The 24,764-nt window shown below is 66.4% G+C and carries 24 protein-coding genes; 12 read left to right on the top strand and 12 right to left on the bottom strand.

All coding sequences use genetic code 11. From position 1 onward, the window contains the following. Nucleotides 1–226 (top strand): hypothetical protein (locus tag C8P66_RS24155; RefSeq protein ID WP_211314228.1); only part of this gene is annotated, 226 nt, incomplete at its 5' end. A 219-nt stretch (nt 227–445) separates the two neighbouring features. Here the strand turns inward: C8P66_RS24155 and C8P66_RS20705 are convergent. From C8P66_RS20705 to C8P66_RS20715, 3 genes are read right to left on the bottom strand one after another with little or no spacing between them, the layout of a single operon-like run. Continuing rightward, complete coding sequence (locus C8P66_RS20705; RefSeq protein ID WP_245903708.1) at nt 446–1,468, bottom strand: Bug family tripartite tricarboxylate transporter substrate binding protein; 1,023 nt, start codon at nt 1,466–1,468, stop codon at nt 446–448. 42 nt (nt 1,469–1,510) lie between these two features. Next, a complete protein-coding gene (locus tag C8P66_RS20710; RefSeq protein WP_245903709.1) occupies nt 1,511–2,530 on the bottom strand; it encodes a Bug family tripartite tricarboxylate transporter substrate binding protein in 1,020 nt (339 codons plus the stop codon). 27 nt (nt 2,531–2,557) lie between these two features. Continuing rightward, entirely contained in the window at nt 2,558–3,481 is a 924-nt protein-coding gene (locus tag C8P66_RS20715; protein ID WP_111400193.1) for a LysR family transcriptional regulator, read from the bottom strand. A 99-nt stretch (nt 3,482–3,580) separates the two neighbouring features. Here C8P66_RS20715 and C8P66_RS20720 point away from each other — a divergent pair, with 99 nt between their 5' ends. Next, nucleotides 3,581–3,814 (top strand): DUF1127 domain-containing protein, encoded by a 234-nt coding sequence (locus C8P66_RS20720; RefSeq protein ID WP_111400194.1) that lies wholly within the window; start codon nt 3,581–3,583, stop codon nt 3,812–3,814. Here C8P66_RS20720 and C8P66_RS20725 read toward each other — a convergent pair. Together C8P66_RS20725 and C8P66_RS20730 are read right to left on the bottom strand one after the other, a co-directional pair. Continuing rightward, nucleotides 3,771–4,535 (bottom strand): S1 family peptidase, encoded by a 765-nt coding sequence (locus C8P66_RS20725; protein WP_158537334.1) that lies wholly within the window; start codon nt 4,533–4,535, stop codon nt 3,771–3,773. The two genes, C8P66_RS20720 and C8P66_RS20725, sit on opposite strands and share 44 nt — an antisense overlap. A gap of 381 nt (nt 4,536–4,916) precedes the next feature. Beyond that, nucleotides 4,917–6,422, bottom strand: coding sequence for an MATE family efflux transporter (locus tag C8P66_RS20730; protein ID WP_245903710.1), 1,506 nt, complete (start codon nt 6,420–6,422; stop codon nt 4,917–4,919). Between C8P66_RS20730 and C8P66_RS23950 the strand changes: the two genes are divergently transcribed. From C8P66_RS23950 to C8P66_RS20745, 3 genes are all read left to right on the top strand, one after another. Next, on the top strand, nt 6,409–6,813 hold the full coding sequence (locus C8P66_RS23950) for a hypothetical protein (RefSeq protein WP_158537335.1): 405 nt from the start codon (nt 6,409–6,411) through the stop codon (nt 6,811–6,813). The two genes, C8P66_RS20730 and C8P66_RS23950, sit on opposite strands and share 14 nt — an antisense overlap. 91 nt (nt 6,814–6,904) lie before the next feature. Continuing rightward, a complete protein-coding gene (locus tag C8P66_RS20740; RefSeq protein ID WP_111400227.1) occupies nt 6,905–8,077 on the top strand; it encodes an acyl-CoA dehydrogenase family protein in 1,173 nt (390 codons plus the stop codon). After that, nucleotides 8,077–9,204, top strand: a complete 1,128-nt coding sequence (locus tag C8P66_RS20745) for a CaiB/BaiF CoA transferase family protein (RefSeq protein WP_111400197.1) — start codon at nt 8,077–8,079, stop codon at nt 9,202–9,204. The genes C8P66_RS20740 and C8P66_RS20745 overlap by 1 nt, the downstream gene beginning before the upstream one ends. 81 nt (nt 9,205–9,285) lie before the next feature. Here C8P66_RS20745 and C8P66_RS20750 read toward each other — a convergent pair whose 3' ends face one another. Continuing rightward, the gene (locus C8P66_RS20750; protein ID WP_245903711.1) at nt 9,286–10,044 is read right to left on the bottom strand and encodes a lytic transglycosylase domain-containing protein; all 759 of its coding nucleotides are present in this window, start codon (nt 10,042–10,044) and stop codon (nt 9,286–9,288) included. 112 nt (nt 10,045–10,156) lie between these two features. Between C8P66_RS20750 and C8P66_RS23655 the strand changes: the two genes are divergently transcribed. Beyond that, nucleotides 10,157–10,399 carry a ribbon-helix-helix protein, CopG family gene (locus C8P66_RS23655; protein WP_146423004.1) on the top strand — a complete coding sequence of 81 codons (243 nt, stop codon included), beginning with the start codon at nt 10,157–10,159 and terminating at the stop codon, nt 10,397–10,399. Here C8P66_RS23655 and C8P66_RS20755 read toward each other — a convergent pair. Further along, entirely contained in the window at nt 10,396–10,680 is a 285-nt protein-coding gene (locus C8P66_RS20755; RefSeq protein ID WP_111400198.1) for an RNA-binding S4 domain-containing protein, read from the bottom strand. The genes C8P66_RS23655 and C8P66_RS20755 overlap by 4 nt on opposite strands. Before the next feature lie 15 nt (nt 10,681–10,695). Next, entirely contained in the window at nt 10,696–13,644 is a 2,949-nt protein-coding gene (locus C8P66_RS20760) for a helicase-related protein (protein WP_111400199.1), read from the bottom strand. Nucleotides 13,645–13,758: 114 nt separating this feature from the next. On the opposite strand from C8P66_RS20760, the gene C8P66_RS20765 reads away from it, so the two are divergent. Continuing rightward, nucleotides 13,759–15,447, top strand: a complete 1,689-nt coding sequence (locus C8P66_RS20765) for a methyl-accepting chemotaxis protein (protein ID WP_111400200.1) — start codon at nt 13,759–13,761, stop codon at nt 15,445–15,447. A gap of 85 nt (nt 15,448–15,532) precedes the next feature. Further along, nucleotides 15,533–16,651: an MFS transporter gene (locus C8P66_RS20770; protein ID WP_158537336.1), complete on the top strand. Its 1,119-nt coding sequence runs from the start codon at nt 15,533–15,535 to the stop codon at nt 16,649–16,651. On the opposite strand, the gene C8P66_RS20775 is transcribed toward C8P66_RS20770, so the two are convergent. Beyond that, a complete protein-coding gene (locus tag C8P66_RS20775; RefSeq protein ID WP_111400202.1) occupies nt 16,630–17,580 on the bottom strand; it encodes an amidohydrolase family protein in 951 nt (316 codons plus the stop codon). The genes C8P66_RS20770 and C8P66_RS20775 overlap by 22 nt on opposite strands. A gap of 122 nt (nt 17,581–17,702) precedes the next feature. Then, the gene (gene acnA / locus C8P66_RS20780; RefSeq protein WP_111400203.1) at nt 17,703–20,408 is read right to left on the bottom strand and encodes an aconitate hydratase AcnA; all 2,706 of its coding nucleotides are present in this window, start codon (nt 20,406–20,408) and stop codon (nt 17,703–17,705) included. 77 nt (nt 20,409–20,485) lie between these two features. Here acnA and ccmA point away from each other — a divergent pair, with 77 nt between their 5' ends. The 4 genes from ccmA (at nt 20,486) to C8P66_RS20800 (ending at nt 23,623) form a co-directional block, all read left to right on the top strand. After that, complete coding sequence (ccmA, locus tag C8P66_RS20785; RefSeq protein WP_170141596.1) at nt 20,486–21,085, top strand: heme ABC exporter ATP-binding protein CcmA; 600 nt, start codon at nt 20,486–20,488, stop codon at nt 21,083–21,085. Further along, on the top strand, nt 21,082–21,732 hold the full coding sequence (gene ccmB / locus C8P66_RS20790; protein ID WP_111400204.1) for a heme exporter protein CcmB: 651 nt from the start codon (nt 21,082–21,084) through the stop codon (nt 21,730–21,732). The genes ccmA and ccmB overlap by 4 nt, the downstream gene beginning before the upstream one ends. A 28-nt stretch (nt 21,733–21,760) precedes the next feature. Next, nucleotides 21,761–22,654 (top strand): TauD/TfdA dioxygenase family protein, encoded by an 894-nt coding sequence (locus C8P66_RS20795; RefSeq protein ID WP_211314229.1) that lies wholly within the window; start codon nt 21,761–21,763, stop codon nt 22,652–22,654. 258 nt (nt 22,655–22,912) lie between these two features. Further along, a complete protein-coding gene (locus tag C8P66_RS20800) occupies nt 22,913–23,623 on the top strand; it encodes a ribonuclease activity regulator RraA (RefSeq protein WP_111400206.1) in 711 nt (236 codons plus the stop codon). 18 nt (nt 23,624–23,641) lie between these two features. On the opposite strand, the gene C8P66_RS20805 is transcribed toward C8P66_RS20800, so the two are convergent. Both C8P66_RS20805 and C8P66_RS20810 read right to left on the bottom strand, forming a co-directional pair. After that, nucleotides 23,642–24,307 (bottom strand): TetR/AcrR family transcriptional regulator, encoded by a 666-nt coding sequence (locus C8P66_RS20805; RefSeq protein ID WP_111400207.1) that lies wholly within the window; start codon nt 24,305–24,307, stop codon nt 23,642–23,644. After that, nucleotides 24,258–24,680, bottom strand: a complete 423-nt coding sequence (locus tag C8P66_RS20810) for an ester cyclase (RefSeq protein ID WP_111400208.1) — start codon at nt 24,678–24,680, stop codon at nt 24,258–24,260. The genes C8P66_RS20805 and C8P66_RS20810 overlap by 50 nt, the downstream gene beginning before the upstream one ends. Between the last annotated feature and the right edge of the window lie 84 nt (nt 24,681–24,764).

A 24,764-nucleotide genomic window follows, 5' to 3' on the forward strand; every position in this document is an offset into this window, starting at 1 on the left:
CCAACATAGAAACACCAGCCGCGCATCCCACCCCTTAATAAAGGTAGAATACATCCACCAGAACATGAACCAGTCAGCCCCAAGTCAACCCACACAGGTTAACCAGAACTTACAAGTTCCTTCCAGAAAACCGATCCACAAGGTCAAACAGCAACCAACCACGAGGAAGCCACCAGGCAACCAGCCCAACAACTCCGCATCAGCGGATGGAAAACCGGCCGCCTGAGAAGGCGGCGGGGCAGGCGATCTACTCGGCCAATGGCCTTTCGTCAACTGCCTCGCCCCGTCTCCGGGGCCGGTGGACCGGAGCGGCCAGCGCCGCTTCGGTGAGGCGGGTTCTAGGCGGGTGACACAGGTCTGTCAAACGGGAGTTGCGCCTTTTCCGCATATGTCACGAAAAAGCCTGCACGCCATGCATGTCATCGTCATGAAACCGGCCTCTGAGCTAGGATGCTGCAGTGATATTGGCGCTTCGGATCACCTGTCCCCACCGTTCGATCTCAGCCGCGAGAAAGGTTCCGCAGGCCTCGGGGGTGGAAGCGACCACATCGGCGCCCTGTTCTTCGATCCGCGAGCGCACCTCCGGTTCGGCCAGAACCTGCGTCAGTGCCGCATGCATCCGCTCCACGATCGGCGCGGGCGTCCCCGCCCGGCCGAGAAAGGCCCACCAGGTGGGCGCTGCGAAGGCAGGGAAGCCCTGCTGCGCGAAAGATTTGGTTCCAGGGACGTGCCGCGTCTCCTCCAGCGTGGTCACGCCAAGCGGACGTAGTGTCCCGGCCCGGATGTGCTGGCTGATGATGACCACATTCGACATGAACAGCGGCACCTGCCCGCCCACCGCGTCAGAAACAGCCGGGCCACCCCCGCGGTAGGGCACATGCACAAGGCCAAATCCCCCCTGCTGCTGGAGCAGCGTGGTCGACACATGGGCCAGACCACCCACGCCGCTGGTCGCATAGGGGATGGTATCCGGGGCGCGCTTGGCGGCGTCGATCACATCCTGGAAGCTCCGATAGGGTGTCGAATAATGCGCCACCATGGCCAACGGCCCGGTTGCCACCAGGCTCACCGGCGCAAATGCCTCCAAGGCACGGTATGGCAGGCGCATGACAGTCTGGTTTGTGGCCTCGTTGTCATAGGCCAGCATCCAGGTGTAGCCATCCGGCGCGGAACGCGCCGCTTCCTGCGCGCCGATCGCACCCGAAGCACCGCCGCGGTTATCGATCACCACTGCTCGGCCAAGCACTTCGCTCAGCCGGGCCTGGAAAATCCGCGCGATAGTGTCCGTGGACCCTCCGGGAGGCCAGGGGACGATCAGCCGGATCGGCCGATCCGGCCATGCCCCTTGCCCCATCACGATACCCGGGGCGGCCAGCCCGGTCGCGGTCAAGGCCAAAAGATGACGGCGCTGCAGCATTGGCTTGGACTCTCCCCTGATGCCGTCCCCCGACACGTTGCCGATCGGCATTGTTGTCAGACATCGCACCAGCGGAGCGCCGTCGCAAGCGGATCAGCTATCCGTGCTGATCCCATTGTCGCGGATGACCTTGCCCCAGGTCTCCACCTGGCCAAGCAGGAAGGTTCTGGTCTCCTCCGGCGTGCTGGCCACGATGTCGGCCCCCTGTTCCGCCATGCGGGCCTGGACCGCGGGTTCTGCGAGAACCTGTGCGATCGTCTGCTGCATCTTCTCAACAATAGGCGGCGGGATATTCGCCGGTCCCACGAGGGTCCAGTAGGTCAGCGCCTCGAATCCAGGGAAGCCCTGCGCCGCGAAGGGCGCCAAACCAGGCAGGTAGCGGCTTTCCGCCCGGGTCGAGATACCAATGGGGCGCAAGGCGCCGGCCCGGATATGCGGCAGGATGATCACGATATTCGACATGAAGAGCGGCACATGACCAGCCAGACTGTCCTGTAGGGCTGGCCCCCCACCGCGATAGGGCACATGGGTCATGCGAAAGTCACCCCGTTGCTGCAAAAGCACGGCTGCAACATGCGCCAAGCTGCCGACTCCGGTCGTCGCGTAGCTCAGGAAGTCGGGCCGCGCCTTGGCCTCCGCAATGACATCCGCGAGGGTGCGATAAGGCAGGCTCGGGTGGGCGGTGAGCGCATAGGGGCAGGTGCCAAGCACGCTGCAGAAGCTGAAATCCGTCGCGACCTTATAGGGTAGAGGAAGCAGCGTATCATTGGCCGCCAGGGTGTCATTGGCCAGGAGCCATGTGTAGCCGTCAGGTGCTGAGCGGGACATCTCGTTGGACCCAACGGAACCCGAAGCGCCAGCACGGTTATCCACAATGATCGACCGACCGAGGAGTTCCTGCAGCCGCGGCTGGATGATGCGGGCGACGGTGTCATTCGACCCGCCGGGAGGATAGGGGACGATAATGCGGATCGGCCGGTCGGGCCACACACCCTGCGCCCTCGCGATTGAGGGCGCGGCAAGCGCCGGGGCCATTCCCGCAACGGCGAACGTCAGCAGGCTACGACGGTGCTGTTTCATGCCTTCCCCCTTTTTGGTGAGGGCATTGGGCATGCCCCGGTCCCTCCTATCAAGCCACGATCAAGCGCCGACCAGCACGGGCGAGAGCCCAAGCCGGCCTGATTCGGCTTGGCGGAAGCCTTCCTCGATGTACATGGCAAGCGTCTCGGCGGCCCGGTCGCCGGCCATCGCCGGGCTGCGAAGCAGGACAATTCCCATCAAAGGCAGAGGCGGCAGTCCCTCGGCCTCCCCCATCCAGGTCAACCCTTCAGGTAGCGCGGTCGGCGTGCTTACCGTCAGTGCCAGCCCGGCCAACGCCACGGTGAAGCACCCGGTCTGGGTCGCCGAGTTATAGGTGACGCGTGCGCGATGCCCTGCGTCGTGCAGCGCAGACAGCGCCGCCCGCCGCCAGGGACAGCCGGATTCATCCAGCGCCAGCGCCAGCGGCAATGGGTCCCGGCGGTGCAAGGCATGGCTCGGACTGCCGACCCAGCGCAATGGACCGCGCCAGATCTGCTTGCCCATCATCCCGTGCGGCTGGTGCCCCTCGGTCAGCAGCGAGAGGTCGAGTTGCCCCGCTCGCATGCGCTCCGCGAGCCCACCGGAGTTCAAGCAGGTGACGTCCAGCTCGACAGACGGATGCGCCTCGGCGAAGCGGGCAAGAATGCCGGGAAGCCAATTCAGCGCGTAATCATCCGGGGTGCCGAGCCGAACCGTGCCGGTCATCGGTGGCGCTCGCAACGTTGCCAGTATTTCGTCGTTCAGGGCCAGGACGGCGCGGGCGCGCTCAAGCAGCCAGAGGCCTCGCGGGGTCGGGACCATGCCGCCCGGCGTGCGGATCAGCAGCGTCTGGCCGACCGCTTCCTCCAACCGACGGATCTGCATGGACACAGCCGATTGGGTGCGGCCAACACGCTCAGCAGCACGCGTTACGCTGCCACCCTCGGCAATCAGCACGAAGGCGCGGAGCAGATCGGGGTCGAGTCCCGGGGGCAGCGACATCATGAGTGGCACATCAATGGAATTGATGCGCCCTGTCAAAACAACTCGTTTGGCTTATTCGAACCGGCCCTGCACAGAGGCGATCTCAACAGGAGACCATCCATGTCCGCCCAGTTCTTTGGCCACACCCCCACCCTTGCTGGCCCGCGTTTCCGGGCCGGCTTGCTGCGCGGTCTCGCGCAGGGGTTGAAGCGCGCCTGGGTCGCCATCGAGACGCGCCGGGATCTCTCAGAGATGGATGCCCGGATGCTCCATGACATCGGCGTAAGTCGCGCCGATGCGATGCGGGAAGTTAACCGGGCGCCCTGGGATCTCGAAGTGCTGCACCGGCGCTGACGTGCCGTTCAATCGCCTGGGCCGCGGCGGCGGTGAGCCGCCGCGCCTCGGCTAGCGCCGATTCTGCGGACAACGCGAATACACGCCGCGTTTGTCCCTGTGTCAGACCGTCGAGATCGATACCGGTCGCATGGCCCAGGGTCACTGCCGTACCGGTTCGCAGCATTGCAGTGGTCAGCCCAAGCACCGCGCCATCGGCGTTCACGACGGGTCCGCCCGAATAGCCCATGAGCGCCGGCATCTGGGCGACGAAGCCAGGACCGCTCCCCTCCAACACCACCTGCGCCCAATCCACCCGTCCCACGGACAATGACGGCCCGATGCCAGGCGCGCCAAGCGCCCAAACCGCCTCGCCGGCCAATGGGGCGCGATGTGCAAATTTGGGGGCGGAAAGAAAATCCACCTCCGTTCGAAGTACGAGCAAGTCGAGGCCAGCGCCCAGCGCGACGACCTGTGCATGGGCCATCATGCCATCAGGGCGACGCAACCAGAGGCTTCTTTCACCCGCTCGCAGGAGATGTGCGCTGGTCAGGACGTATTCCCGGTCCATCGCAATGGCTGACCCGTGGGGACCCGAGCCAGGTCCCGCGCTGAGTACCGTGGCAAAGCCGCCTTGCAACAGAGCCGCAGCAGGCGTTCCGGCAGCTTGACTTTGCAGCCCCGGAGCGCAGCCGGTGGCGGCGGCGAGCAGTGCGATCATCAGCCCACGGGTCAGCCACATCACCCTACGCCCTGCGCAAGGCAGGCTGAAAGCAGCATCTATGGATATAACCAAGACTCCCCTCCCCCGCTGCTGCACCCGGGTGCGCCCACAGAGCAGCGGACGAGTGTATGGATCGACCAGGTCCATCCTGGGTCGGCCAGCCGTTTTGGCGGTTGTTAAGAAGCGAATCGTCCGCCTGGAGCGTCCCTATTGTCTGCCCGATAGCGGCGGGGATGTCCTCTCGTATTGTGAGCGGATCGCTGCGGCGGCACATCAGAAGGGTCGCCGTCGAGCCTCACAGGCTCTTAGGGTCGCGGCCTTCAGACAGAAACATGCGGTTGCGGCACTCTCGGTGCTGCGCTCGGCCGGTCGCTGACATTACCGCTTCGGTCTTACGCTTCACCCACCCCAAATGCCCCGCCGGACGCTCGCCGCGGTCACCACCCCATAGGCCGTGATCCCTGCCGCCACCCCCCAGAAGTGCCCGGTAAGCCCCATCCCCAAGGGCTCCGCCAGCACCCAGCCGCCGCCTACCGCCAGTCCGATGCGGCAGCACGCAGCCAGGACCGGCCCCATCATCCGCCCGGCCCCCTGGCAGGCGAAGTACATCGCCATGCCCAAACCAAACCCGCCGAGCGCCGGGCCCGTGATCGCTAGCACCGTGGCCGCGATCGCCACCACCGCCGCATCCCCCGTGAATGCGCGCGCAACAGCCCCAGGAAACAGCCCGACCGCGATCCCGACCGATCCCGCCGCAACCAACGCCAGCCCGCCCCCAGCCCAGGCTAACGTGCGTGCCCGCGCCCAATCCCCTGCCCCGACAGCCCGCCCGACAAGCGCCGTCAGCGCCGATCCGATCCCGAAGGACAGCGGCACCATCAAAAACTCCAACCGGGCGGCGATGCCATAGGCGGCGACGGCGGTCGTTCCCCAAGGGGCAAGCTGCGACGTGACCAAAATGGTGGTCAGATTGGCCATCGTCGCCAGAAGGCAGGCGATCAGCCCAACCTTGAGGATGCGCCCAAACAACATCGCCTGAACACCCACCCGCCAGTGCGGCATGAACCCGGCTCCACCGGTGGCGACCCGCCACCCCATGCTGAGAGTGGCCGCCAGAAACACCAGGCCAAATGCAAGCGCCACGCCTGGCAGCCCAAGCCCGGCCGGTTCTGCCAGCACCCAGGCGAACAAGGGATATAGCACCCAGGCCCAGACCATGGTCCGCGCCGCCAGCCCATGCTGCCCGCCGCCGCGCAGAATTGAGGCCAGGGTATTTGCCATCCAGGCCGGCACCGCCCCCAGGCCGAACAACATGACGGCATAGGGTGTCGCAGCCGCTGCCACCACGGCACCGCCCACCGCGGTCAGGATTGGCTCGGCGAAGCCCGCCATGAGCAGCATGAAGCCGAGCCCGAAGCCAAGCCCGATCAGCAGAGCATGCAACACCAATGCCGAGGCTTCCTGCGGCTTGCCCGCACCGAGGGCCCGCGCGATCGCCGCGACAACTCCGCCCCCCATCGCCCCGGTGGACATCTGTTGCATCAGCAGGGCGAAGGGTAACACGACCGCCCAGCCCGCCAGCGCCGCAGTGCCCTGGCGGGCTGCCAGAATCGTCTCGGCGATCTGCGCGCAAGCCTGAATGGCGGCAATCAGACTGGTGGGAGCCGCCAGCACCAGGATCTGGCGCAGTGGAGATGACGGAACGGGCGCATGAGGCATGGGCCATGCGACCATCCCGCGCGCCATACGGCAAGTGAGGCTTCTCAATTGCGAATCACTCGCATTCTCTGTAATCAACACCTCAATGGAGATGCCGATGACGACCCGCGGACTTCCCGATTGGCCCTGGACCGGACATGACACCGCCGATCTGCCCCTGCCGGAGGCGTTGTTGATCGACGTCACGCGGCGATGGGCCGCGGCATGGCTCAGCGGCCGCCCCACGCTGCCCGCCATCATGCCGCCCTTTGTCGCTGAGGATGCGAGCGACGCCGCCGGCCCTGCCGAGGCCATGATCCGGGCCGTGGCGGGGGGTCGTTCGCTTCGCGTTGGCCTGCCCGCGACGCCCCAGGTAGTGGGGGATGAGACCCTGCTGCTACTTGCCTGCACCATCTGCCAACGTGCGAGCCGTACTGAGGCGCTGGCGGCCTGGTGCGCCATCCTGCCACCTCAAAACGCCTACTGTGCGATGGGCCATGCCCTCGCCATGGGGAGCCGGTTGCGCCTCGCGGGGTTGGTATTGTCCCCGCCTTTTGGTCAGCCCGCATGCCGGGCGCGTGCCGGACGCAACTGCTGATCCGCCTCCGTGCCCCTTGCAACCGCGTCCCGTAGGGGACACGGTCGGATGAGCAAGCAGCGCCGAAGCGGCGCAATATTTGGGGATGGGCATGGACCAGTCGATTAATCCGGAGGCGGACCCTCACGCGGAAATCCGGCGTGAAGTCGGAAAACTCTGCGCACGCTTTCCTGGTGAATATTGGCGTAAGTTGGATGCCGAACGGGGCTATCCAACTGAATTCGTTAACGCCTTGACGCGCGAAGGTTGGCTTGGCGCCCTCATCCCCGAGGAATTCGGCGGCTCCGGCCTGCCGCTCTCCGCCGCCGCAGCCATCCTGGAGGAAATTCATGCCTCGGGAAGCAATGGCGGAGCCTGCCACGCCCAGATGTACATCATGGGCACGTTGCTGCGGCATGGCAGCGAGGCGCAGAAGGCCGAGTACCTGCCCAAGATTGCCTCGGGCGAGCTTCGCCTACAGGCATTCGGTGTGACCGAGCCCACGTCGGGCACGGACACCACCGCGCTGCGCACCACGGCACGCCGGGAGGGTGATACCTGGGTCGTGAAGGGACAGAAGATCTGGACCAGTCGCGCCGAGCATTCCGACCTGATGCTGCTCTTGGCCCGCACCACACCGCGCGACCAGGTGGCGAAGAAGACCGAGGGGCTCTCCACCTTCCTCGTCGATATGCGCAAGGTGCTGAACAATGGCCTGACCATTCGGCCGATCCGCACAATGATGAATCACAACACCTGCGAGGTGTTCTTCGACGACATGGTGATCCCGGCTGACGCCTTGGTCGGCGTCGAGGGCAAGGGCTTTCGCTATATCCTGGACGGAATGAACGCCGAGCGCCTGCTGATCACCGCCGAATGCATCGGCGACGCCAAGTGGTTCATCGGGAAGGCGACCGCCTATGCCAAGGAGCGCGTGCTCTTCGGCCGGCCGATCGGCCAAAACCAGGGCGTGCAGTTCCCCATCGCCCGCGCCTACGCCCAAATGCGCGCGGCCGAAGGCATCCTGCAGCGTGGCCTCCAAAAATTCGAGGCGGGCCAGAACTGCGGCGAGGAAGCCAACATGGGCAAGATGCTCGGGGCCGAGGCGTCCTGGGCCGCAGCTGAGGCCTGCGTACAGACCCATGGCGGTTTCGGCTTCGCCGAAGAATACGACATCGAGCGGAAGTTTCGCGAAACGCGCCTCTATCAGGTGGCGCCGATCAGCACGAACCTTATCCTGTCGTACATCGGCGAGCATGTGCTCGGCCTGCCACGTTCCTATTGATGCGGCCGCTCGAAGGCCTGCTCGTCGTCGCGATGGAGCAGGCGGTTGCCGCCCCTTTCTGTTCCATGCGACTGGCAGATGCGGGCGCACGGGTCATCAAGATCGAACGCGCCGAGGGTGATTTCGCCCGCGGCTACGATGCGGCGGCTCAGGGACTTTCCACGTATTTCGTCTGGCTGAATCGGGGCAAGGAAAGCGTCTGCCTCGACATCAAGGCGCCCGCGGACAAGGCGCTGCTGGACCGATTGATCGCCCGCGCCGACGTCTTCATTCAAAATCTCGCGCCTGGGGCGATGGCCCGCGCGGGCTTCGGAAGCGCGGAGTTGCGCGCCAAATATCCGCGGCTGATCACCGTCGATATCTCTGGCTATGGCGAGAGCGGCGATTACGCGACCATGAAGGCCTATGACCTGCTGGTTCAGGCCGAGGTCGGCCTCGCCTCGATCACCGGGCACCCGGCCGGTCCGGGACGTGTGGGCGTTTCCGCCTGCGACATCACCTGCGGGATGAACGCCCAATCCGCGGTCCTGGAGGCGCTGATCTCCCGCAGCCTGACCGGACGGGGCAGCGGTATCGCCGTTTCCCTATTCGATGCCATGGCCGATTGGATGAACGTCCCGCTGCTGTATTTCGAAGGTACCGGGACCGCGCCGGCCCGCGTCGGCCTCGCCCATCCCTCGATCTGCCCCTATGGCGCCTTCGCCACCGCCGATGGGGCGCTGGTACTTATCAGTATCCAGAACGAGCGGGAATTCGCGCGCCTCTGCGCGGTATTTCTTGGGGATGCGACGCTGCCTCAGCGCGAAGGGTTCAGGAGCAATGTCGAACGCGTCGCCCATCGGACCATGGTGGATGCCCGCGTAGGAGAAGGGTTTGCCGCGCTGACCCGCGACGCCTGTGCGGCCAAGCTGCGCGCGGCGGATATTGCCTTCGGCTTCGTCAATGACATGGCGGGGCTCGCCTCGCACCCTGCCCTGCGGCGGGTGGAGGTGGCCACACCGGGTGGTCCAGTGGCCCTGGCGGCGCCACCGGCGGTGCTTTCCGATGGAGTTCGACCGCTGGGCCCGGTGCCAGGGCTTGGCGAACACACCGCCGCAGTGCGGGCGGAGTTCACCGGACCGGCCTGACGTTCACTTGAGACGAACGGAGGTTGGGGGCACTCGCCTCCCGCGTCCCAGCAAAGGCTGAGGCAGCCGAAGAGGCCATAGTCAGTAGCCGCGCCCCCCGAGCAGACGAGGGGTGGCGCGGGAGGCCAGGGGGATCGGCGCCGCACGATAGGCTTCGATCCCTCGCCCGCGCTCGCCATGCGATAGCGATGGCATCGTCCCACCGGCCAGGCCGCCCCCCCGGTTTGCCACTGGTAGCGACACTGGCGGCCGGCTCATCGCGACATAGGCCGGATGCCCGCCGGCCAGCCGCGCCTCCTCCGGCCAAGCCGCTGCGATCCGGGCACGATAGGTGGCGGCGAGATCCGGTGTATGCGAATGGTAATGCCCTGCCGCCTGCAGCCACTCCGGTGAGGCATCCTGCAGCCCGCGGAGAAAACGCGCGGCATAGCGGGCGTTAGCCAACGGATCAAAAGCCTGCTCCAGGCTGGTAAAGGCATTCGGGTGGTGCAGCAGGTTGATCTGCATGCAACCGACGTCAATGACCCGAACCCCACGCGCCTGAAGCTGCCGCAAAGCGGCAATCGCTTCCTCCCGTGAGCGGAAAAATTGGCCGCGCCCCTCGGCATTCAAGGTCCAAGGCCAGGGACCGAAGGCGCCTGTGGCGGGGTCGCGGCGGCCGGATTCCACCCGGCCGATCGCCTGCAACAAGCCCGGCGGAATCGATGCTTCGCGCTCGGCGACAGCGATCGCGGCCCGACAGCCGCCATCCCTGGCCAAGGGCCCCGGAAGCTCATCGGCGCCGGCGGCGCGCAGGAGCGAGAGCATCAGGACGAGGGCAAACGGCAGAGCGAAGCGCATGCTCGACCAGGAGCAACGGCCGTGCCGCTGCTACCAACCAGCAACCAGCCGCCATGCAGCGCATTTCAGTTGGAGGCACCGGCAAGGAGATAGCCTAATGGACAAGTTCCCCATGAAAATCGACCCTGAGGTGCTCGTTCTCGCCGGACGTTTGGCAGCACGGGAGGGTCGTTCCGTGGCGGCGATCATCGAAGCGGCGATACGTGCCTATGCCACTACGACCAACATCTCACCCAGCATCGCCGAGTTGGAGGCACGCGCCGTCGGGCCTGAGGATGAGGATCGAGGCGGGCCAGAGGCGCCGGGTGGGCCCGGTCCGACCGTGCCAGGGCTGGAACAGCGCGACCTGGTTTAGCCGGCGTCTGAAAGGTCATCATACAGGGCGCGCGCCTCGCTGGCCGGGCCACGCCGCTTAGCCAGCGCCAATACCGTCCAGATACGGATCACACCACGCTCATTGCCGCCAAGCGCGATGGTCAGCGTATCGCCCGGCCGCAGCTTGGCATGTGGCTTGTCGGTCGACTGACGATTGAGCCGGACCCGTCCCTTTTCCACTAACTTGGCGCAATCCGCGCGGTTGCGCGCCACCCGCGCGCACCAGAGCCAGAAATCCAGGCGTTGGTACGGCTCGGTCACGGGGCGGCAGACACCTCAGGGCTTGCGGAGCAGATTCGCCAGGACGGAAAAGGGATTGTCTGGATCGGGCCCACGGCCGCCGCTCGGCTTCGGCTCGAACAGCACTTGGCTGCGCGGAGCGCGGTCGCCTCCACGGGCGCCACCACGAGCACCCTCAGGCCCACGCGGCTGCCAAGGGCGCTGCCCTTCGCGCGGCGGACCGTCGCGGCGCGGCGCAGCACCGGCACCACGATTGCCGCCTTCGCGAGTGCTCCCCTCACGGCCAGGAGCGGGACGTGCCTCCCGCGCCGGCGGGGCCTGCTGGCCCTCGGTCGGCGGCTGGGCCTCGGCCGGGCGCGGTCCGCGCGGGCGGTCGCGGCGGTCCTGGCGCGGGCCATCACGGCGCGGCGGGCGGCTGGCGGGAGCCGCAGCGGGGGCGCCCTCGGCGGTGGGGGCGGAGGTCTCGGCGGGCTCCGCCTCACCTTCCGAGCGCGGCGCACGGTTCTGCTGCGGGCGCTCGCCGCCACGACGGCGCGGCTGGCCCTCATGCCCACGCGGGCGGGGACCAACCAGCGGCGGTGTCGGCGGACCGAAGGCGCCCTCCGGCAAGGCTTCCGCCGGGACCTGGGCGAAACCGAGTGCGGCCAGCACGCCGGCCAGCGCATCCGCCTTCACCCCCATCCGACTGACAATTTCCGGAGGCAGCACGGCGGGGCCTCGCCGGGTCATATGGCCCAACTCGCCCGCGATGCGTTCCGCCACATCAAGCCGAAGCGCCGCCGCGCCCATCGGCATCCAGCCCATCGCGGCGCCGAAGCCGCGCGGCCAGTCCAGTCCCGGTGATGTCGAAACCAAGCCGCCGCCAGGCAGCGACGGCACTTTCTGCTGCGCATGCAGGGCCCAGATCTGCGCCCGCATGGCCATGGCGCGGGGCTTCAGCATTTCCGGCACATAAAGCGCGAAACGCCCGGCACGCACGCCAATCGCTTTCAGCTTGGCGCGGTCATCCTGGCTCATGCGTGGATCGGTGCCACCCGGTAGTAGGCCCAGGTGCTCACGCAAGGTGAAGACTGGGCCACGCAGCGCGGCATCCTCGGCCGCCTTGGCCTCAACGTTGAAAAGCGGCGCAAAGTCGCGCGCGATCACGCCATCGAGCCAGGCCTGAAGACGCACCCGCACCCGCTCGCGCGCCGGACCATCCAGGAACTCGGACGGCAGGGGCTCGACCTGAGGCTTGATGGGCTCAGGGCCGAGTTTCAGCCGCGCGACCTCATGGCCTTCCCACAGGATGCGATGGAGGTTGGTAAGGGCGAAATCCTCGTCCTTGCCCGCTTCCAGCATCCCGACCCGGCGCGGCATCTCCTCGCGCAAAGCGCGGCGGGCGGCGCGCAGGACCAGCTTCTTGTCGTCAGCCTCGACCGCAGAGGGATCCGGGGTGAATACGAACCCCTCGATCTTGCCCACCGAGTGGCCCTCGACCACAATCTCGCCCTGCCGCGTCACCGCAGAGAGCAGCTCTTCTTCGGTATCATCCAACGCCCGGATCAGATGGGCCGCGCGGCGATCCACGAAGCGTGCGGTCAGACGCTCGTGGAGCGCATCACTGACCGCGTCCTCTGCGGCCCGGGCTTCATTCTGGAAGCGATCAGCGTCGCGCAGCCAGTCGCCGCGGGCTGCGACATAGGCCCAGACCCGAATGGCCGAGAGCCGCGCCATCAGCGTGTCGATGTCGCCATCCGTGCGATGGGTCGTGGCAATCTGGCTGGCGATCCAGTCCTCGGGCAAGGCGCCATCCTCAACCAGATGGGTGAAGACGCGCTGGCAGAAGCGGGTGTGGCTGTCATCGGCGAGTTTCCGGAAATCCGGGATCTGGCAGGTTTCCCACAGAAGCTTCACGCGGGACCTTCCGCCCGCCATGCTGCGGACAGCTTCGTCGCGCGCGAGGGCGTTCAGCGTGATGTGGTCGGTCGCGTCATTGCCCTTGGCAAGGCCAGCCTGCGGCGGCAGAGCAGCCAAACTGTCCAGTAGCGCATCGATGCTGGAGAAATCGAGGTTCGAATTGCGCCAGGCGATGGCGACCAGGGGCTCGAAGCGGTGAGCCTCGATCCCATGCACGAGATCTTCGTCCAGCCCCGGGCATTCTGCCGTGGTGCCAAAGGTACCATCGCGCAGGCCGCGACCTGCGCGACCGGCAATCTGGGCGGCTTCCTGGGTGGTTAGCGGCCGCGGCCGATGTCCGTCGAACTTCTGCAAGGCAGCAAAGGCGACATGGTCCACGTCCATGTTCAGCCCCATCCCGATGGCATCCGTCGCTACCAGGAAATCAACCTCCCGGTTCTGGTACAGCGCGACCTGGGCGTTGCGGGTGCGCGGCGATAGGCGCCCCATCACCACGGCGCAGCCCCCCCGGCGGCGACGGATCGCTTCGGCAATCGCATAGACCTCGCCGGCGGAGAAGGCGACGACCGCGGAGCGCGGGGGCAGACGCGTCAGCTTCGCCGGTCCCGCATAGGTGAGTTGCGACAGACGCGGGCGGGTTTCGATCTCGATCTGCGGCACCAGACGCTGCAGCAGCGGCCGGATGGTCTCGGCGCCCAGAAACATCGTCTCGACGAGGCCGCGGGCGTGCAGCACCCGATCGGTAAAGATATGGCCCCGATCCGGATCGGCGCAGAGCTGCACCTCGTCGATGGCCAGGAATTCGGTGCGGCGATCGAGCGGCATAGCCTCGACCGTGCAGGCGAACCACTTGGCTTCAGGCGGGACGATCTTCTCCTCGCCCGTGATCAGGCCGACGTAGCGCGCCCCTTTGGCCGCGACCATTCGGTCGTAATTCTCCCGCGCAAGCAGGCGTAGCGGGAATCCGATGATGCCGGAGGCGTGGCCCAGCATCCGGGTAATCGCAAGATGCGTCTTACCGGTATTGGTGGGCCCAAGCACGGCCTTCACGCGGGAGGCGAACATGGGGGGGCTGAAATCGGACATTGGGAAATGTGTGGACGGCGCGACCCCGTTTGGCAACCTCGGCGACGGCGTTCACCGCATAGCAATGATGACGCGGGCAAAAGAGGCGTTCCTCCACGCCCTTAGGATACGTCAATGACCTTGCTGCGCCGGTCGCTCGCCGCCCGCCTCCTGGCACTTTTCGCGCTGCTTGGGGTGGCGACACTCGCCACCGCGACGCTCGCGGTTGGCCTGCTGGCTTCGTACCGCACGGATGTCGCGCTCGCCGATGATGGGGCCAGAGCAGCCATGCACGCCGAACGCGCCAATGGGCGCGTCACCGAGGTCGTGATGGAAAGCCGTGGATTGTACATCGCCAAGAATCCTACCGAGGTCGCCCGCTTCGCCGCGGGCCTCACCCGCGCCCTTGGCGCCTTGCAGGAGGAGATCACGGGCTGGCGTGCAGCCCTGCCGCCGGAAGCGCGGCCGGGCCTTGCGGCGATGGACCGGGATGTCGCGAGCTTCGTCCAATTCCGCAACGCGATGATCGAGGCAGCCCGCAAGGATGGGCCCGCCGCCGCCGAAGCGCTCGGAAACACCGACGCCAACCGTGCCAATCGTCAGGCGCTGAACGCGAGCCTCTCCGCCGCTGCCGCAGTTGCGACCGCCGAAAGCGAGGCTCGCTCGGCGCATGCCGATATCACCGCCCAGCAATCGGCCTGGATCCTGGAAGGCGCCGCGGCGCTTGCCGTACTGCTTAGCAGCATCCTCACCGTCATCACGCTGCGCCGCACGGCGCTGCGCCCCTTGCGCGCGCTGCAGCAGCGCCTTGCCAGTATGGCGAGGGGCGATCTGAACGCACCGGTCCCTGGCTTGGCGGGGAAGGATGAGATCGGCCAGATCTCCGTTGCGGCCGAGGCCTTGCGTCAGGCCCTGTTGCGCAACGCCGAGACCGAGGCCGCGGCGCGGGACGCAGGCCTGGCTCGGGCCCAGCGGGGCGAAAGCCTGGCCAAAGCCGTCGCTGCATTTGAGAGCGATGTCGCCAAGGCGATGGGCGAGATGACTGATGCGACCGTCACCGTCGACGGCGCCGCCAGCGCGATCCGGGACACCGCCGCCACAACCCTGGCCGCGGGCGATGCGGTCGTCGGTGCTGCTGGAGACGCCGCCAATGAAGTCTCCACCGTCGCGGCCGCGGCCGAGGAGATGTCGGCTTCGATTGCCGAGATCTCACGCCGCGTCGGTGAGAGCGCCGCAGCCGCCAGCCGCGCGGCACAGGCAGCACGGGCGACGGACGGGACCGTGCGGAGCCTGGCGGAAACCGCCTCCCGAATCGGCGATGTCGTGCGCCTCATCGGTGACATCGCGGGGCAGACCAATCTGCTCGCCTTGAACGCGACGATCGAGGCAGCGCGTGCCGGTGAAGCCGGCAAGGGCTTTGCCGTCGTGGCAAGCGAGGTGAAGAATCTGGCCGCGCAGACCGCCAAGGCGACTGAGGAGATCTCTGCCCAGATCGGGGCGATGCAGCAGGTGACCGGAGAGGCCGTGGAGGCGATCCGCGCCATCGCCGGCACCATCGGAGATCTGGAGGGGATCAGCACCAGTATTGCCGCCGCGGTCGAGCAACAGGGCGCCGCAACGGCCGAAATTGCCCGCGCAAGCACCGCCGCCGCCCGGGGCACGGAACGGGTCAGCAGCCAGATCGGTTCACTGGGCACCGTCTCGCGCGAGGCGGATGGGCAGGCACGCGATCTGGTGATGGCCGCGGAGGCGATGAAGGGCCAGTCCGCAGCTCTGCGAGGCACGGTCGATGGCTTCCTGACGCGGGTGCGCGCCAGCGCTTGATCGCCGGTTCACGGCTTGCCGGGGGCGCCGTGGGATGTGCAGTTTACCAGCCGTGTCCCCCGGTATCGCCCATGCCCTGTTGTTGATGGCGCTGCTCGGCGCCGTCGGCGTGTTCTTGCCCTTCCTTCCCGCATTGCTGGCGGCCTCCGGCCTCTCCTCGACCGAGGTTGCCGTCGTCCTCGCGGCCGGTAGTGCCACCCGAATCATATCGGGGCCGTTGGCGGGGCGGCTCGTGGATGCACTCGGCGACCCGCGCCGGCTTCTGGCGATTGCGGCATTGTTGGCCGGCTTGACGGTAGGCGGATTCGGCATGGCGTCCGGGCTTCTGGTTTTTTTGTTGGTGCAGGTGCTGCACAGCTCGGCTCAGGCGCCGCTCCTGCCGATCGCCGAAATGCTGACCGTTCAAGGGGCGCGGCACGGGCTGTTCGACTATGGACGGGTTCGGGGTTTCGCCAGCCTCGCCTTCATCGTCTTTGCCACCTTGTCTGGCATTGTGGTGGGCCAAGTCGGACATGCGCCTTTGCCATGGATTGTCGCGGCACTGTTCCTGTGCGCGGCATTGGCGGCCAGCGCATTGCCACCCATGCCGCGCACCGCCGGCCGAAAGGGCGGGCTGCGCGAGGCCTGGCGCCTGCCGGCCTTCCGCCGGCTCTTGCTACTGTCCGGCCTGATTCAGGGCAGCCACGCGCTTTACTACAGCTTCGGCACGATCCATTGGCTGGCCGAGGGGCATTCCCCCACCGTCATTGGCCTGCTCTGGTCCGAGGGGGTCCTGGCTGAGGTGCTCCTGTTCCTGGTCGCACGGCGTTTCGTCGACCGGCTCGGCTGGCGTGGACTCACCATGATCGCGGCGAGCTTCGGGCTCATCCGTTGGGGGATTACAGGGACGACCGCCTGGCTGCCCGCCCTCGCCCTTGCTCAAGCCATGCATGCGGCCAGCTTCGCTTGCCAGCATCTGGCCGCGATGCGGACGCTCGTCGAATTGGTGCCGCCGCATGCACAGGGCTCCGCCCAGACCCTGCATGCAGCGATTGGGGTTGGGTTACCACTGGGCGTGCTCACTCTTGCCGCCGGCCCGCTCTATGCTGCGGCTGGCGGCAGCGCCTACTGGGCGATGGCAGCCCTCTGCGCCATCGCCCTGGTCGTGGTGCTTCTACAGGGTGGAGGCCACCCTGCAGCGGATCAGCCCCTAGGAAAATCGTAGAGCTGGGACGGATTCTCGACCAGCACGCGATGCCGCACCCTGTCATCCGGGACCCATTCGGTCAGCAGATCCAGCAGTCGGGCATCATCGGGCTTCTCGGCCCCCTCGGTCACATGCGGCCAGTCGCTGGCCCAGACACAGCGTTCCGGGGCGGCGAGGGCATAGCCGGCTGCGATCGGCACGGTATCGGCCCAATTCCCCGCGGCGCCGACCTTGGTGTCCATATAAGCACCGGACAGCTTGACCCAGGCCCGCCCGCCATCCAGCAGTCGGCGCACGGCCGCATAGGCTGGGCTGTTCACCCCCTCCGGTTGCGGAATGCGGCCGAGGTGGTCGAAGACCACCGGCACCGGCAAGCCCCGGATCATTGCCTCTTTCTCCGCGATCTGCGGCCCGAGCAGATGGAACTGGATGTGCCAGCCCATGGGCGCGATACGCGCGGCCAACGGCTCCACCATGTCGAATGTGGTAACCCCGGCCTGGACGAGGTTGAAGCGGATCCCGCGTACCCCCGCTGCGTGCATCGACCGCAGCGCCTCATCCGTCACACTGGTATCGACCACGGCGACCATACGCGTTCGCTGCGGACCAAGTGCCTGCATCGCCTGCAGATGCAGGCGGTTGTCGGTGCCATAGGTGCTGGGGGTGACCAGGACGGAACGCGATGTGCCGAGCCGGCGGCGCAGCGCCTCGTAGTCGGCGGGCGAAGCGTTGGGTGGCCGCAGCGACGTGCGCGGATCGGCGGGGAAGCTCGAATCGTAGATGTGATGGTGGCAGTCGGTGGCGCCGGGGGGGACGATCAGCCGGGGCGCCTCGGCACCACCAGAAAAGGGGACGGCGCCGGCAACGCCTGCGGCTCGGGCCGAGGGTATCAGCGCCGCGGCCGCAAGCCCGCCAAGCAACACGCGACGGTTAGGATGTGATCTCATGGCTTCCTCCAGACCGCGGCGTCGAGGCCGACGGTTGGGGCAAAGCCTGACCTGTAGATCACTTGTTACGCAAGGGGGTGAGAGGGAGTCGCCTGGCGCGCCGTAGCGCGCCAGGCGACTGGTCAGGCCGCCTTGGCTTCCTTGGCCATCCCGCGCAGCACGTACTGCAGGATGCCGCCGTTCTTGTAGTATTCGACCTCATCGGCCGTATCGACGCGGCACAGCAAGGTGGTGGTGTGGGTCGTTCCATCGGCGCGATGGATCACCATTTCCATCGTCATCCGCGGGGACAGTTGCTCGACGCCCAGGATGTCGATCACCTCATCACCCGTCAGGCCGAGGGTCTTGCGGCTCTCGCCATCCTTGAACATCAGCGGCAACACGCCCATGCCGACGAGGTTAGAGCGGTGGATGCGCTCGAAGCTTTCGACGATGACCGCCTTCACCCCCAGCAGGAAGGTGCCCTTGGCCGCCCAGTCACGGGAGGAGCCGGTGCCGTATTCCTTGCCGCCGAAGATCACCAGCGGCCGGCCCTCGGCCTTGTAGCGCATCGCCACGTCATAGATCGGCGCGATATCGCCCGAGGGGTAGTGCTTGGCCACACCGCCCTCGGTCCCCGGCACCATTTCATTCTTGATGCGGATATTGGCAAAGGTGCCACGCATCATGACCTGATGATTGCCGCGGCGGGCGCCGTAGGAGTTGAAGTCCTCCTGCCGGACCTGGTGTTCGCCCAGGTACTCACCGGCCGGCGACGCCTTCTTGATGTTGCCGGCAGGCGAGATGTGGTCGGTCGTGATGCTGTCGGCCAGAACCGCGAGGGCCCGGGCGCCATGCACGCTGGCAATCGGGCTCGGTTCGCTCTGCATGCCCTCGAAATAGGGCGGGTTCTGGACGTAGGTGCTGCCCGAGTTCCAGCGATAGGTGTCGCTATCGGCATCGACCCGGATGGCCTGCCACTGGATCGGCCCCTTGAAGACGTCGCCATAGCGTTCGCGGAACATCTCGCGCGTCACGTTCTTATGGACAGTGTCGTTGACCTCGGCCGTGGTGGGCCAGATGTCGCGCAGGTACACCGGCTGGCCATTGCTGCCGACGCCAAGCGCTTCCGTCGCCAAATCGATCTTCACCGAACCGGCCAGCGCATAGGCTACGACCAGCGGGGGCGAAGCGAGATAGTTGGCCCGCACGCTGGCATGCACCCGGCCCTCGAAGTTGCGGTTGCCCGAGAGCACCGAGGCGACGACCATCTTGTTGCTGTCCACGACCTCGCCGATGCCATCCTTCAGCGGCCCGGAGTTGCCGATGCAGGTGGTGCAGCCGTAGCCGACCGTCTCATAGCCGAGCGCGTTCAGATCCTCGGTCAACCCGGAGCGGTCCAGATATTCCGTCACCACCTGGCTGCCGGGGGCCAGGGAGGTCTTCACCCAGGGCTTCGGCATCAGTCCGAGCGCGCGCGCCTTGCGTGCGACCAGACCGGCCGCAACCATGACATAGGGGTTCGAGGTATTGGTGCAGGAGGTGATGGCCGCGATGACCACGTCGCCATTGCCGATATCGTAATCCACGCCTTCGACCGGTAGGCGCAGGTCGGCCTTGTCGCCAGGAACGCCCATATTGCCGGCGGCCAGGTCGCTGTTGAAGGAAGAGGCGACACCCGGCAGTGCAATCCGGTCCTGCGGCCGCTTCGGCCCAGCCATGGACGGCACCACGGTCGACAGGTCGAGCTCCAGCACATCGGTGAAGATCGGGTCCGGCGTCGAGGCATCGCGGAACATGCCCTGCGCCTTGCACCATTCGCGGGTCAGGTTGATGCGGTGCTCGTCGCGGCCGGACAGGCGGAGGTATTCCAGGGTCACATCATCGACCGGGAAGATGCCGCAGGTCGCGCCATATTCCGGCGCCATGTTGCCGATGGTCGCCCGATCGGCCAGCGCCACGCTGGCGAGGCCCTCGCCAAAGAACTCAACGAACTTGCCGACCACACCCTTCTTGCGCAGCATCTGCGTGACGGTGAGCACCAGATCCGTCGCAGTCACGCCTTCCGGCAGCTTGCCGGTCAGGCGGAAACCGATGACGTCAGGGATCAGCATGGCGATCGGCTGGCCCAGCATCGCAGCCTCGGCCTCGATTCCGCCCACGCCCCAGCCGAGCACGCCAAGGCCGTTCACCATCGTGGTGTGGCTGTCGGTGCCGTAGCAGCTGTCCGGGAAGGCATAGACATCACCGGCATCGGTCATCGTCCAGACGACCTGGGCCAGATATTCCAGGTTCACCTGGTGGCAGATGCCGGTGCCGGGCGGGACCACGCGGAAGTTCGCGAAGGCTTCCTGGCCCCAGCGCAGGAACTCATAGCGCTCGCCATTGCGCTCGAACTCGACGTCCACGTTCTTCTGCATCGCGGTCGGCGTGCCCGAGAAATCCACCATCACCGAGTGATCGATGACCAGATCGACCGGCACCAGCGGGTTCACCCGGCGAGGATCGCCACCAAGGGTCAGCAGCGCATCGCGCATGGCGGCCAGATCGACCACGGCCGGCACGCCGGTAAAGTCCTGCAGCAGAATGCGGGCCGGGCGGAACGGCACCTCCTTGGAAGAGCGCCCTTCCTTCTGCCAATCCACCACAGCCTGAGCATCGGCGACCGAATAGGAGCGGCCGTCCTCGAAACGCAGGACGTTCTCCAGCAGCACCTTGAGGCTGTAGGGAAGGCGAGAAATGTCGCCCAGCGACTTCGCGGCCTCAGGCAGGCTGAAATAGTGGTAGGTCTTGCCGTCCACTGAAAGTGTGCGCTGAGTTTTCAGCGTGTCCTGCCCGATCATGCGCATGGGGATCGATCCTGTCTTGACTGCGATGGCGGGGGTTATAGCAGGGGGGGGCTTCGAAACAATGCGGGGGGTGCCGTGTGCTGGCGGTTGATGCGATCGCCTGCTGGCGGGGAGAGCGGGCGGTCTTCGCCGGGCTGTCCTTTGGGCTGACCGCCGGGGAGGCCCTGGTCCTCGCCGGGCGCAATGGCGCGGGCAAATCCAGCCTGTTGCGGATCCTTGCGGGGCTGCTGGCGCCAGCCGAGGGCCGTGTGCTTTGGGATGGCGAGGACACCGCCGAGGACCGCCCCGCCCATGCCCGCCGCCTGCGTTGGCTAGGCCATGCCGATGCGCTCAAGCCAAGCCTGACCGTCGCCGAGAACCTGGCGATCTTCGCCCGCCTGTCGAGCGATTCGTCGACGACGGTTGGTGCAGCGCTAGCCGCCGTCGGGCTTGGCCCGCTGGCCAATCTGCCGGTACGTGCCCTCTCGGCTGGCCAGCGGCGGCGGGCCTCGCTGGCACGGCTAGCGCTCGGGCAGGCGCCGCTCTGGCTGCTGGATGAGCCGACGGTGGGATTGGACGCTATCTCGGTGGAGCAGCTTGGCACGCTGCTGGCCGCGCATCGGGCCGGGGGGGGCATGGTCATTGTCGCCACCCACCTGCCGCTCCCTCTGCCAGGTGCCAGGAAGCTGATGTTATGATCGCCCTGTTGGAGCGGGAATTGCGTCTGGCGTTGCGTACGCCCGGCGATAGCCTTGGCGCCGTGCTGTTCTTCATCCTGGTCGCAGCACTTTTTCCCTTCGGCGTGGGACCCGAACCGGCCGCTCTCGCACGGCTCGCACCTGGAGCGCTGGTTGCAGCCATGCTGCTCGCCGCCCTCCTGCCCCTCGATCGGATGTTTGGGGCGGAGGCCGAGGACGGCTCACTCGATCTGTTGCTGCTTTCGGGCGTTTCCCCTGCCGGCCTCGCCATGGTCAAGGCGGCCGGGCACTGGCTGACGACGGCCGTGCCGTTGCTGGTGGCGGTCCCGATCGCGGCGGCGATGCTGAACCTGCCGATCGAGGCTTGGGGGGTCGCGATGCTGGCGCTCGGCCTTGCGACGCTCGTGCTGTCGCTGCTAGGCACGCTGGGGGCAGCCCTGACGCTCGGCGCGCGGCGGGGTGGGGTGCTCCTGCCCTTGCTGGTGTTGCCGCTCGCCATCCCGGCCGTGATCTTCGCCGCGGGAGCAATCGAGGCCCAGGCCAGCGGGGTCTCCCCGCGCGCCTTCCTGCTGTTCTTGGCGGCCCAGGCCGCGCTGTTGGCGCCACTCATGCCCCTCGCGGCCGGCGCTGCATTGCGCGACGCTTGACGGAGGGCTTGGCAGCCTCGGGCGACGGGTGGAGATTGTCGGTAACGAAGAAACCAGGAGAAACCCCATGCACATCGCCCCCCTGCATCCGCTGCTCGCCGCCGAGGCGACTGATGTGGATCTGGCGGCGCTGGACGACGCGAGCTTCGAAGCGCTGAAAACGGCCTTCGAGACCCACTCCGTGCTGGTGCTGCGCGATCAGCAGATTTCACCCGCCGTCCAGATCGCCTTCAGCCGCCGGCTCGGCGAGCTGGAAATCCATGTGCTCTCCCAGTTCCTGCTGCCCGGCGCACCTGAGATCCTGCTGGTCTCCAATGAAAAGCGGGATGGCAAGAACATCGGCCTCGCCGATGCCGGTCATTATTGGCACTCTGACCTGTCCTATTTGGCTGAACCCAGCCTCGGCAGCGCCCTGCATGCGCAGATCCTGCCGCGCGACGGCGGCGACACGCTCTTTGCAAGCCAGCACGCCGCCTATGATGGGCTGCCGGAGGCGATCAAGACGCAGATCGCACACCTGGAGGCCGAACATTCCTACGCCTTCCGCATGGATATCCTGACCGCCAGCGGCACCCGCGCCCCGCTGACGGAGGCGCAGCGTGCCGCAGTCCCGCCGGTGGTGCATCCCGTAGTCCGGGTGCACCCGGCGACCGGCCGCCGGGCGCTGTTTGTCAGCGAAGGCTTCACCAGTCGGATTCTAGGCGTATCCGAAGAGGAAAGCCGGCGCCTGCTGGACATCCTCTTCGCCGCGACCAAGGCTTCGGAGGTCACCTACCGTCACCAATGGCAGCCGCATGACATGGTGCTCTGGGATAACCGGGCGGTGCAGCATCTGGCGACCGGCTGCCCGCCAGATCAGGCCCGAACGCTGTACCGGACGACGATCCGCGGGGATCGGCCAGTGGGACCGGCGGCGATTTGATGAGCGGGGGCGAAGATGCATCGCGGCGCCGAGCATCGCTTGAAGCGGTCTGCCCGCGCCCGCGGGGCACCCGCTCCGATCGCCGCGGGGATTAATGTCGAGGTAGGCACGATTATCGTCGAGCCGCCAATGCGCGACCGCTTCATCTGTTGATGAGGGGGGCGGCAATCGCGCCACTGGAACCCAGGCCGAATCGGTGCCGACGTCTTGCTAACACCTGCGTTCCGCGCTTCACCGGTCGCACCATCGGAGCCTGACATGACCCTCTCCCCCGAAATCCGCGCCGCCCTCGAGTGCGTCACCACGGCCACGCTCACTACGGTGCTGCTCAAGAAGGGGGTCCGGACCGCCTATATTTCCGGCCCGGTCCCCTTCACCGATGCCGCCAAGGGCCGCCGGTTCGTTGGCCCCGCCTTCACACTACGCTTCGTGCCTGCCCGTGAAGACTTGTCCACCCCGGAATCCTGGTCTTCCCCGCGCAGCACCCGTGCCGCCATCGAGGCCATGCCAGAGGGCTGCATCGCCGTGGCCGATGCCATGGGAATCGCGGATGCCGGTATCTTCGGGGACATCCTCTGCGCCCGCATGGCGAAGAAGGGAGTCACTGCCTTGGTGACGGACGGGATGCTTCGCGATGGAGCGGGCGTGGCCGGCACCGGTCTACCCGTCTGGTGCAAGGGCACCGTCGCGCCGGCCTCAGTCGCCAGCCTGAATTTTGTCGGCTGGGAAGAGACGATCGGCTGCGGCGGTGTCTGCGTCGTCCCGGGCGATATCATCGTTGCTGACGGCGATGGCGCCGTGGTCATTCCTGCGGCATTGCTGGAAGCAGTCACCACCGCCGCCGTCGAGCAGGAGCAGCTGGAAGCCTGGATCATGCAGGAAGTCGGCCGCGGTGTTCCGCTGCCAGGCCTGTACCCGGCCAACGCCGAGACCAAGGCCCGCTATGAGGCGGATATGAAGAAGGGCTGACCCCGCCCCCCCCGCGCATCACCCGCGCGGGGGGGGCTTACGTGCTGCCTCAACCAGGGCGCGGATCATCCACTGCTTCATCTTCCGAGCCTCGGGATCTGGCATTTGCAGGACGTCCTTGGTCGCCACCATGGATTCCGTACCTATGACAACCGCCAGTGCCCTGGTCAGCCGCTTGAGCGCCGTCGGCGTGAATTCCTCACGGAATGGCGCAAGTGCCGCCTCAATGAGCGGCGTCCGCCGATTTTGCCGCGCTGGCAGATCGCCGGGACCTCTGACGTTCCGTTCCATCGAATGGATAAGCATCATGCGGAGCGGCATCTCATTGGCCAGAACCATATCATGGACCGCGCTATCTAGGCGTTGTAGGCGCGTCACCGGATCCTCATGCAGGCCATTTGAGAACAAATCCTCGGCGCGCGGCATCGCAACATCAACCGATGCCTCGATCAACAGTGCTTCCACGCCGGGGAAGTAGCGGTAGGCAGTGGCCCGCGAGACCAGCGCCTCCTCGGCGATTTCTTCCAGGCTCGGCTTCTTTCCTTGCTTCATCAGGCGTGACGCGGCCTGGAGTAAATCCTTCCGCGTCCGCTTCTTCTGATTGGAAGGAATGGTCGTCACATCCTCCGCCACGTCAGACTTGCGGCAGTTGCTGGATGATCGCGGCCAGATCAATCCAGACATTTTCCCGCTTGATGTCACCCGTTTCTGCAAACTCGATCACGTGCAGCAGGCGGAATTCCAGCGGTCGCCCCCGGCCATCCAAGCCGAAGGGCCGGCCTGGCGCTCGACCCCGCCATATCGATTCATCGACGAGAAAGTCGTCGCCGTAGAGTCGCTTCAAACATTCGATTCGGCCGTCCGACAGATCGGAAAATAATGTTTCGTAGAACGGCTTGGCTCCATCGCGGCCGAGAGTAGGTCCGCCAGGCCAGCCGACGATGTCATGTTCGACATCCAGCGTGAGGGTTGCCAAGACCCCATCGACGTTGTCCTGGGCCTCGTAGGTGAAGTGCTCGTCGATCTTCCGGTCCATTTCGCTATGGGCTAACGCCATGACAGCCTCCTTTTGCTGATACGAAAAATATAGAGAACGTTAAGATAATAGTCTTTTCGTAAAACATTTGTCCTATTGTTGGAA

Source organism: Humitalea rosea (genome assembly GCF_003253705.1).
In the GTDB taxonomy this organism is placed as follows: domain Bacteria; phylum Pseudomonadota; class Alphaproteobacteria; order Acetobacterales; family Acetobacteraceae; genus Humitalea; species Humitalea rosea.

Bases quoted from the DNA above. Each gene is read 5' to 3' on its own strand.
- C8P66_RS20705 (WP_245903708.1), bottom strand. From the start codon at position 1,468: ATGCCGATCGGCAACGTGTCGGGGGACGGCATCAGGGGAGAGTCCAAG.
- C8P66_RS20710 (WP_245903709.1), bottom strand. From the start codon at position 2,530: ATGCCCAATGCCCTCACCAAAAAGGGGGAAGGCATGAAACAGCACCGT.
- C8P66_RS20715 (WP_111400193.1), bottom strand. From the start codon at position 3,481: ATGATGTCGCTGCCCCCGGGACTCGACCCCGATCTGCTCCGCGCCTTC.
- C8P66_RS20720 (WP_111400194.1), top strand. From the start codon at position 3,581: ATGTCCGCCCAGTTCTTTGGCCACACCCCCACCCTTGCTGGCCCGCGT.
- C8P66_RS20725 (WP_158537334.1), bottom strand. From the start codon at position 4,535: ATGTGGCTGACCCGTGGGCTGATGATCGCACTGCTCGCCGCCGCCACC.
- C8P66_RS20740 (WP_111400227.1), top strand. From the start codon at position 6,905: ATGGACCAGTCGATTAATCCGGAGGCGGACCCTCACGCGGAAATCCGG.
- C8P66_RS20745 (WP_111400197.1), top strand. From the start codon at position 8,077: ATGCGGCCGCTCGAAGGCCTGCTCGTCGTCGCGATGGAGCAGGCGGTT.
- C8P66_RS20750 (WP_245903711.1), bottom strand. From the start codon at position 10,044: ATGCGCTTCGCTCTGCCGTTTGCCCTCGTCCTGATGCTCTCGCTCCTG.
- C8P66_RS23655 (WP_146423004.1), top strand. From the start codon at position 10,157: ATGAAAATCGACCCTGAGGTGCTCGTTCTCGCCGGACGTTTGGCAGCA.
- C8P66_RS20760 (WP_111400199.1), bottom strand. From the start codon at position 13,644: ATGTCCGATTTCAGCCCCCCCATGTTCGCCTCCCGCGTGAAGGCCGTG.
- C8P66_RS20765 (WP_111400200.1), top strand. From the start codon at position 13,759: ATGACCTTGCTGCGCCGGTCGCTCGCCGCCCGCCTCCTGGCACTTTTC.
- C8P66_RS20770 (WP_158537336.1), top strand. From the start codon at position 15,533: ATGGCGCTGCTCGGCGCCGTCGGCGTGTTCTTGCCCTTCCTTCCCGCA.
- C8P66_RS20775 (WP_111400202.1), bottom strand. From the start codon at position 17,580: ATGAGATCACATCCTAACCGTCGCGTGTTGCTTGGCGGGCTTGCGGCC.
- acnA (WP_111400203.1), bottom strand. From the start codon at position 20,408: ATGCGCATGATCGGGCAGGACACGCTGAAAACTCAGCGCACACTTTCA.
- ccmB (WP_111400204.1), top strand. From the start codon at position 21,082: ATGATCGCCCTGTTGGAGCGGGAATTGCGTCTGGCGTTGCGTACGCCC.
- C8P66_RS20800 (WP_111400206.1), top strand. From the start codon at position 22,913: ATGACCCTCTCCCCCGAAATCCGCGCCGCCCTCGAGTGCGTCACCACG.
- C8P66_RS20805 (WP_111400207.1), bottom strand. From the start codon at position 24,307: ATGTCTGGATTGATCTGGCCGCGATCATCCAGCAACTGCCGCAAGTCT.
- C8P66_RS20810 (WP_111400208.1), bottom strand. From the start codon at position 24,680: ATGGCGTTAGCCCATAGCGAAATGGACCGGAAGATCGACGAGCACTTC.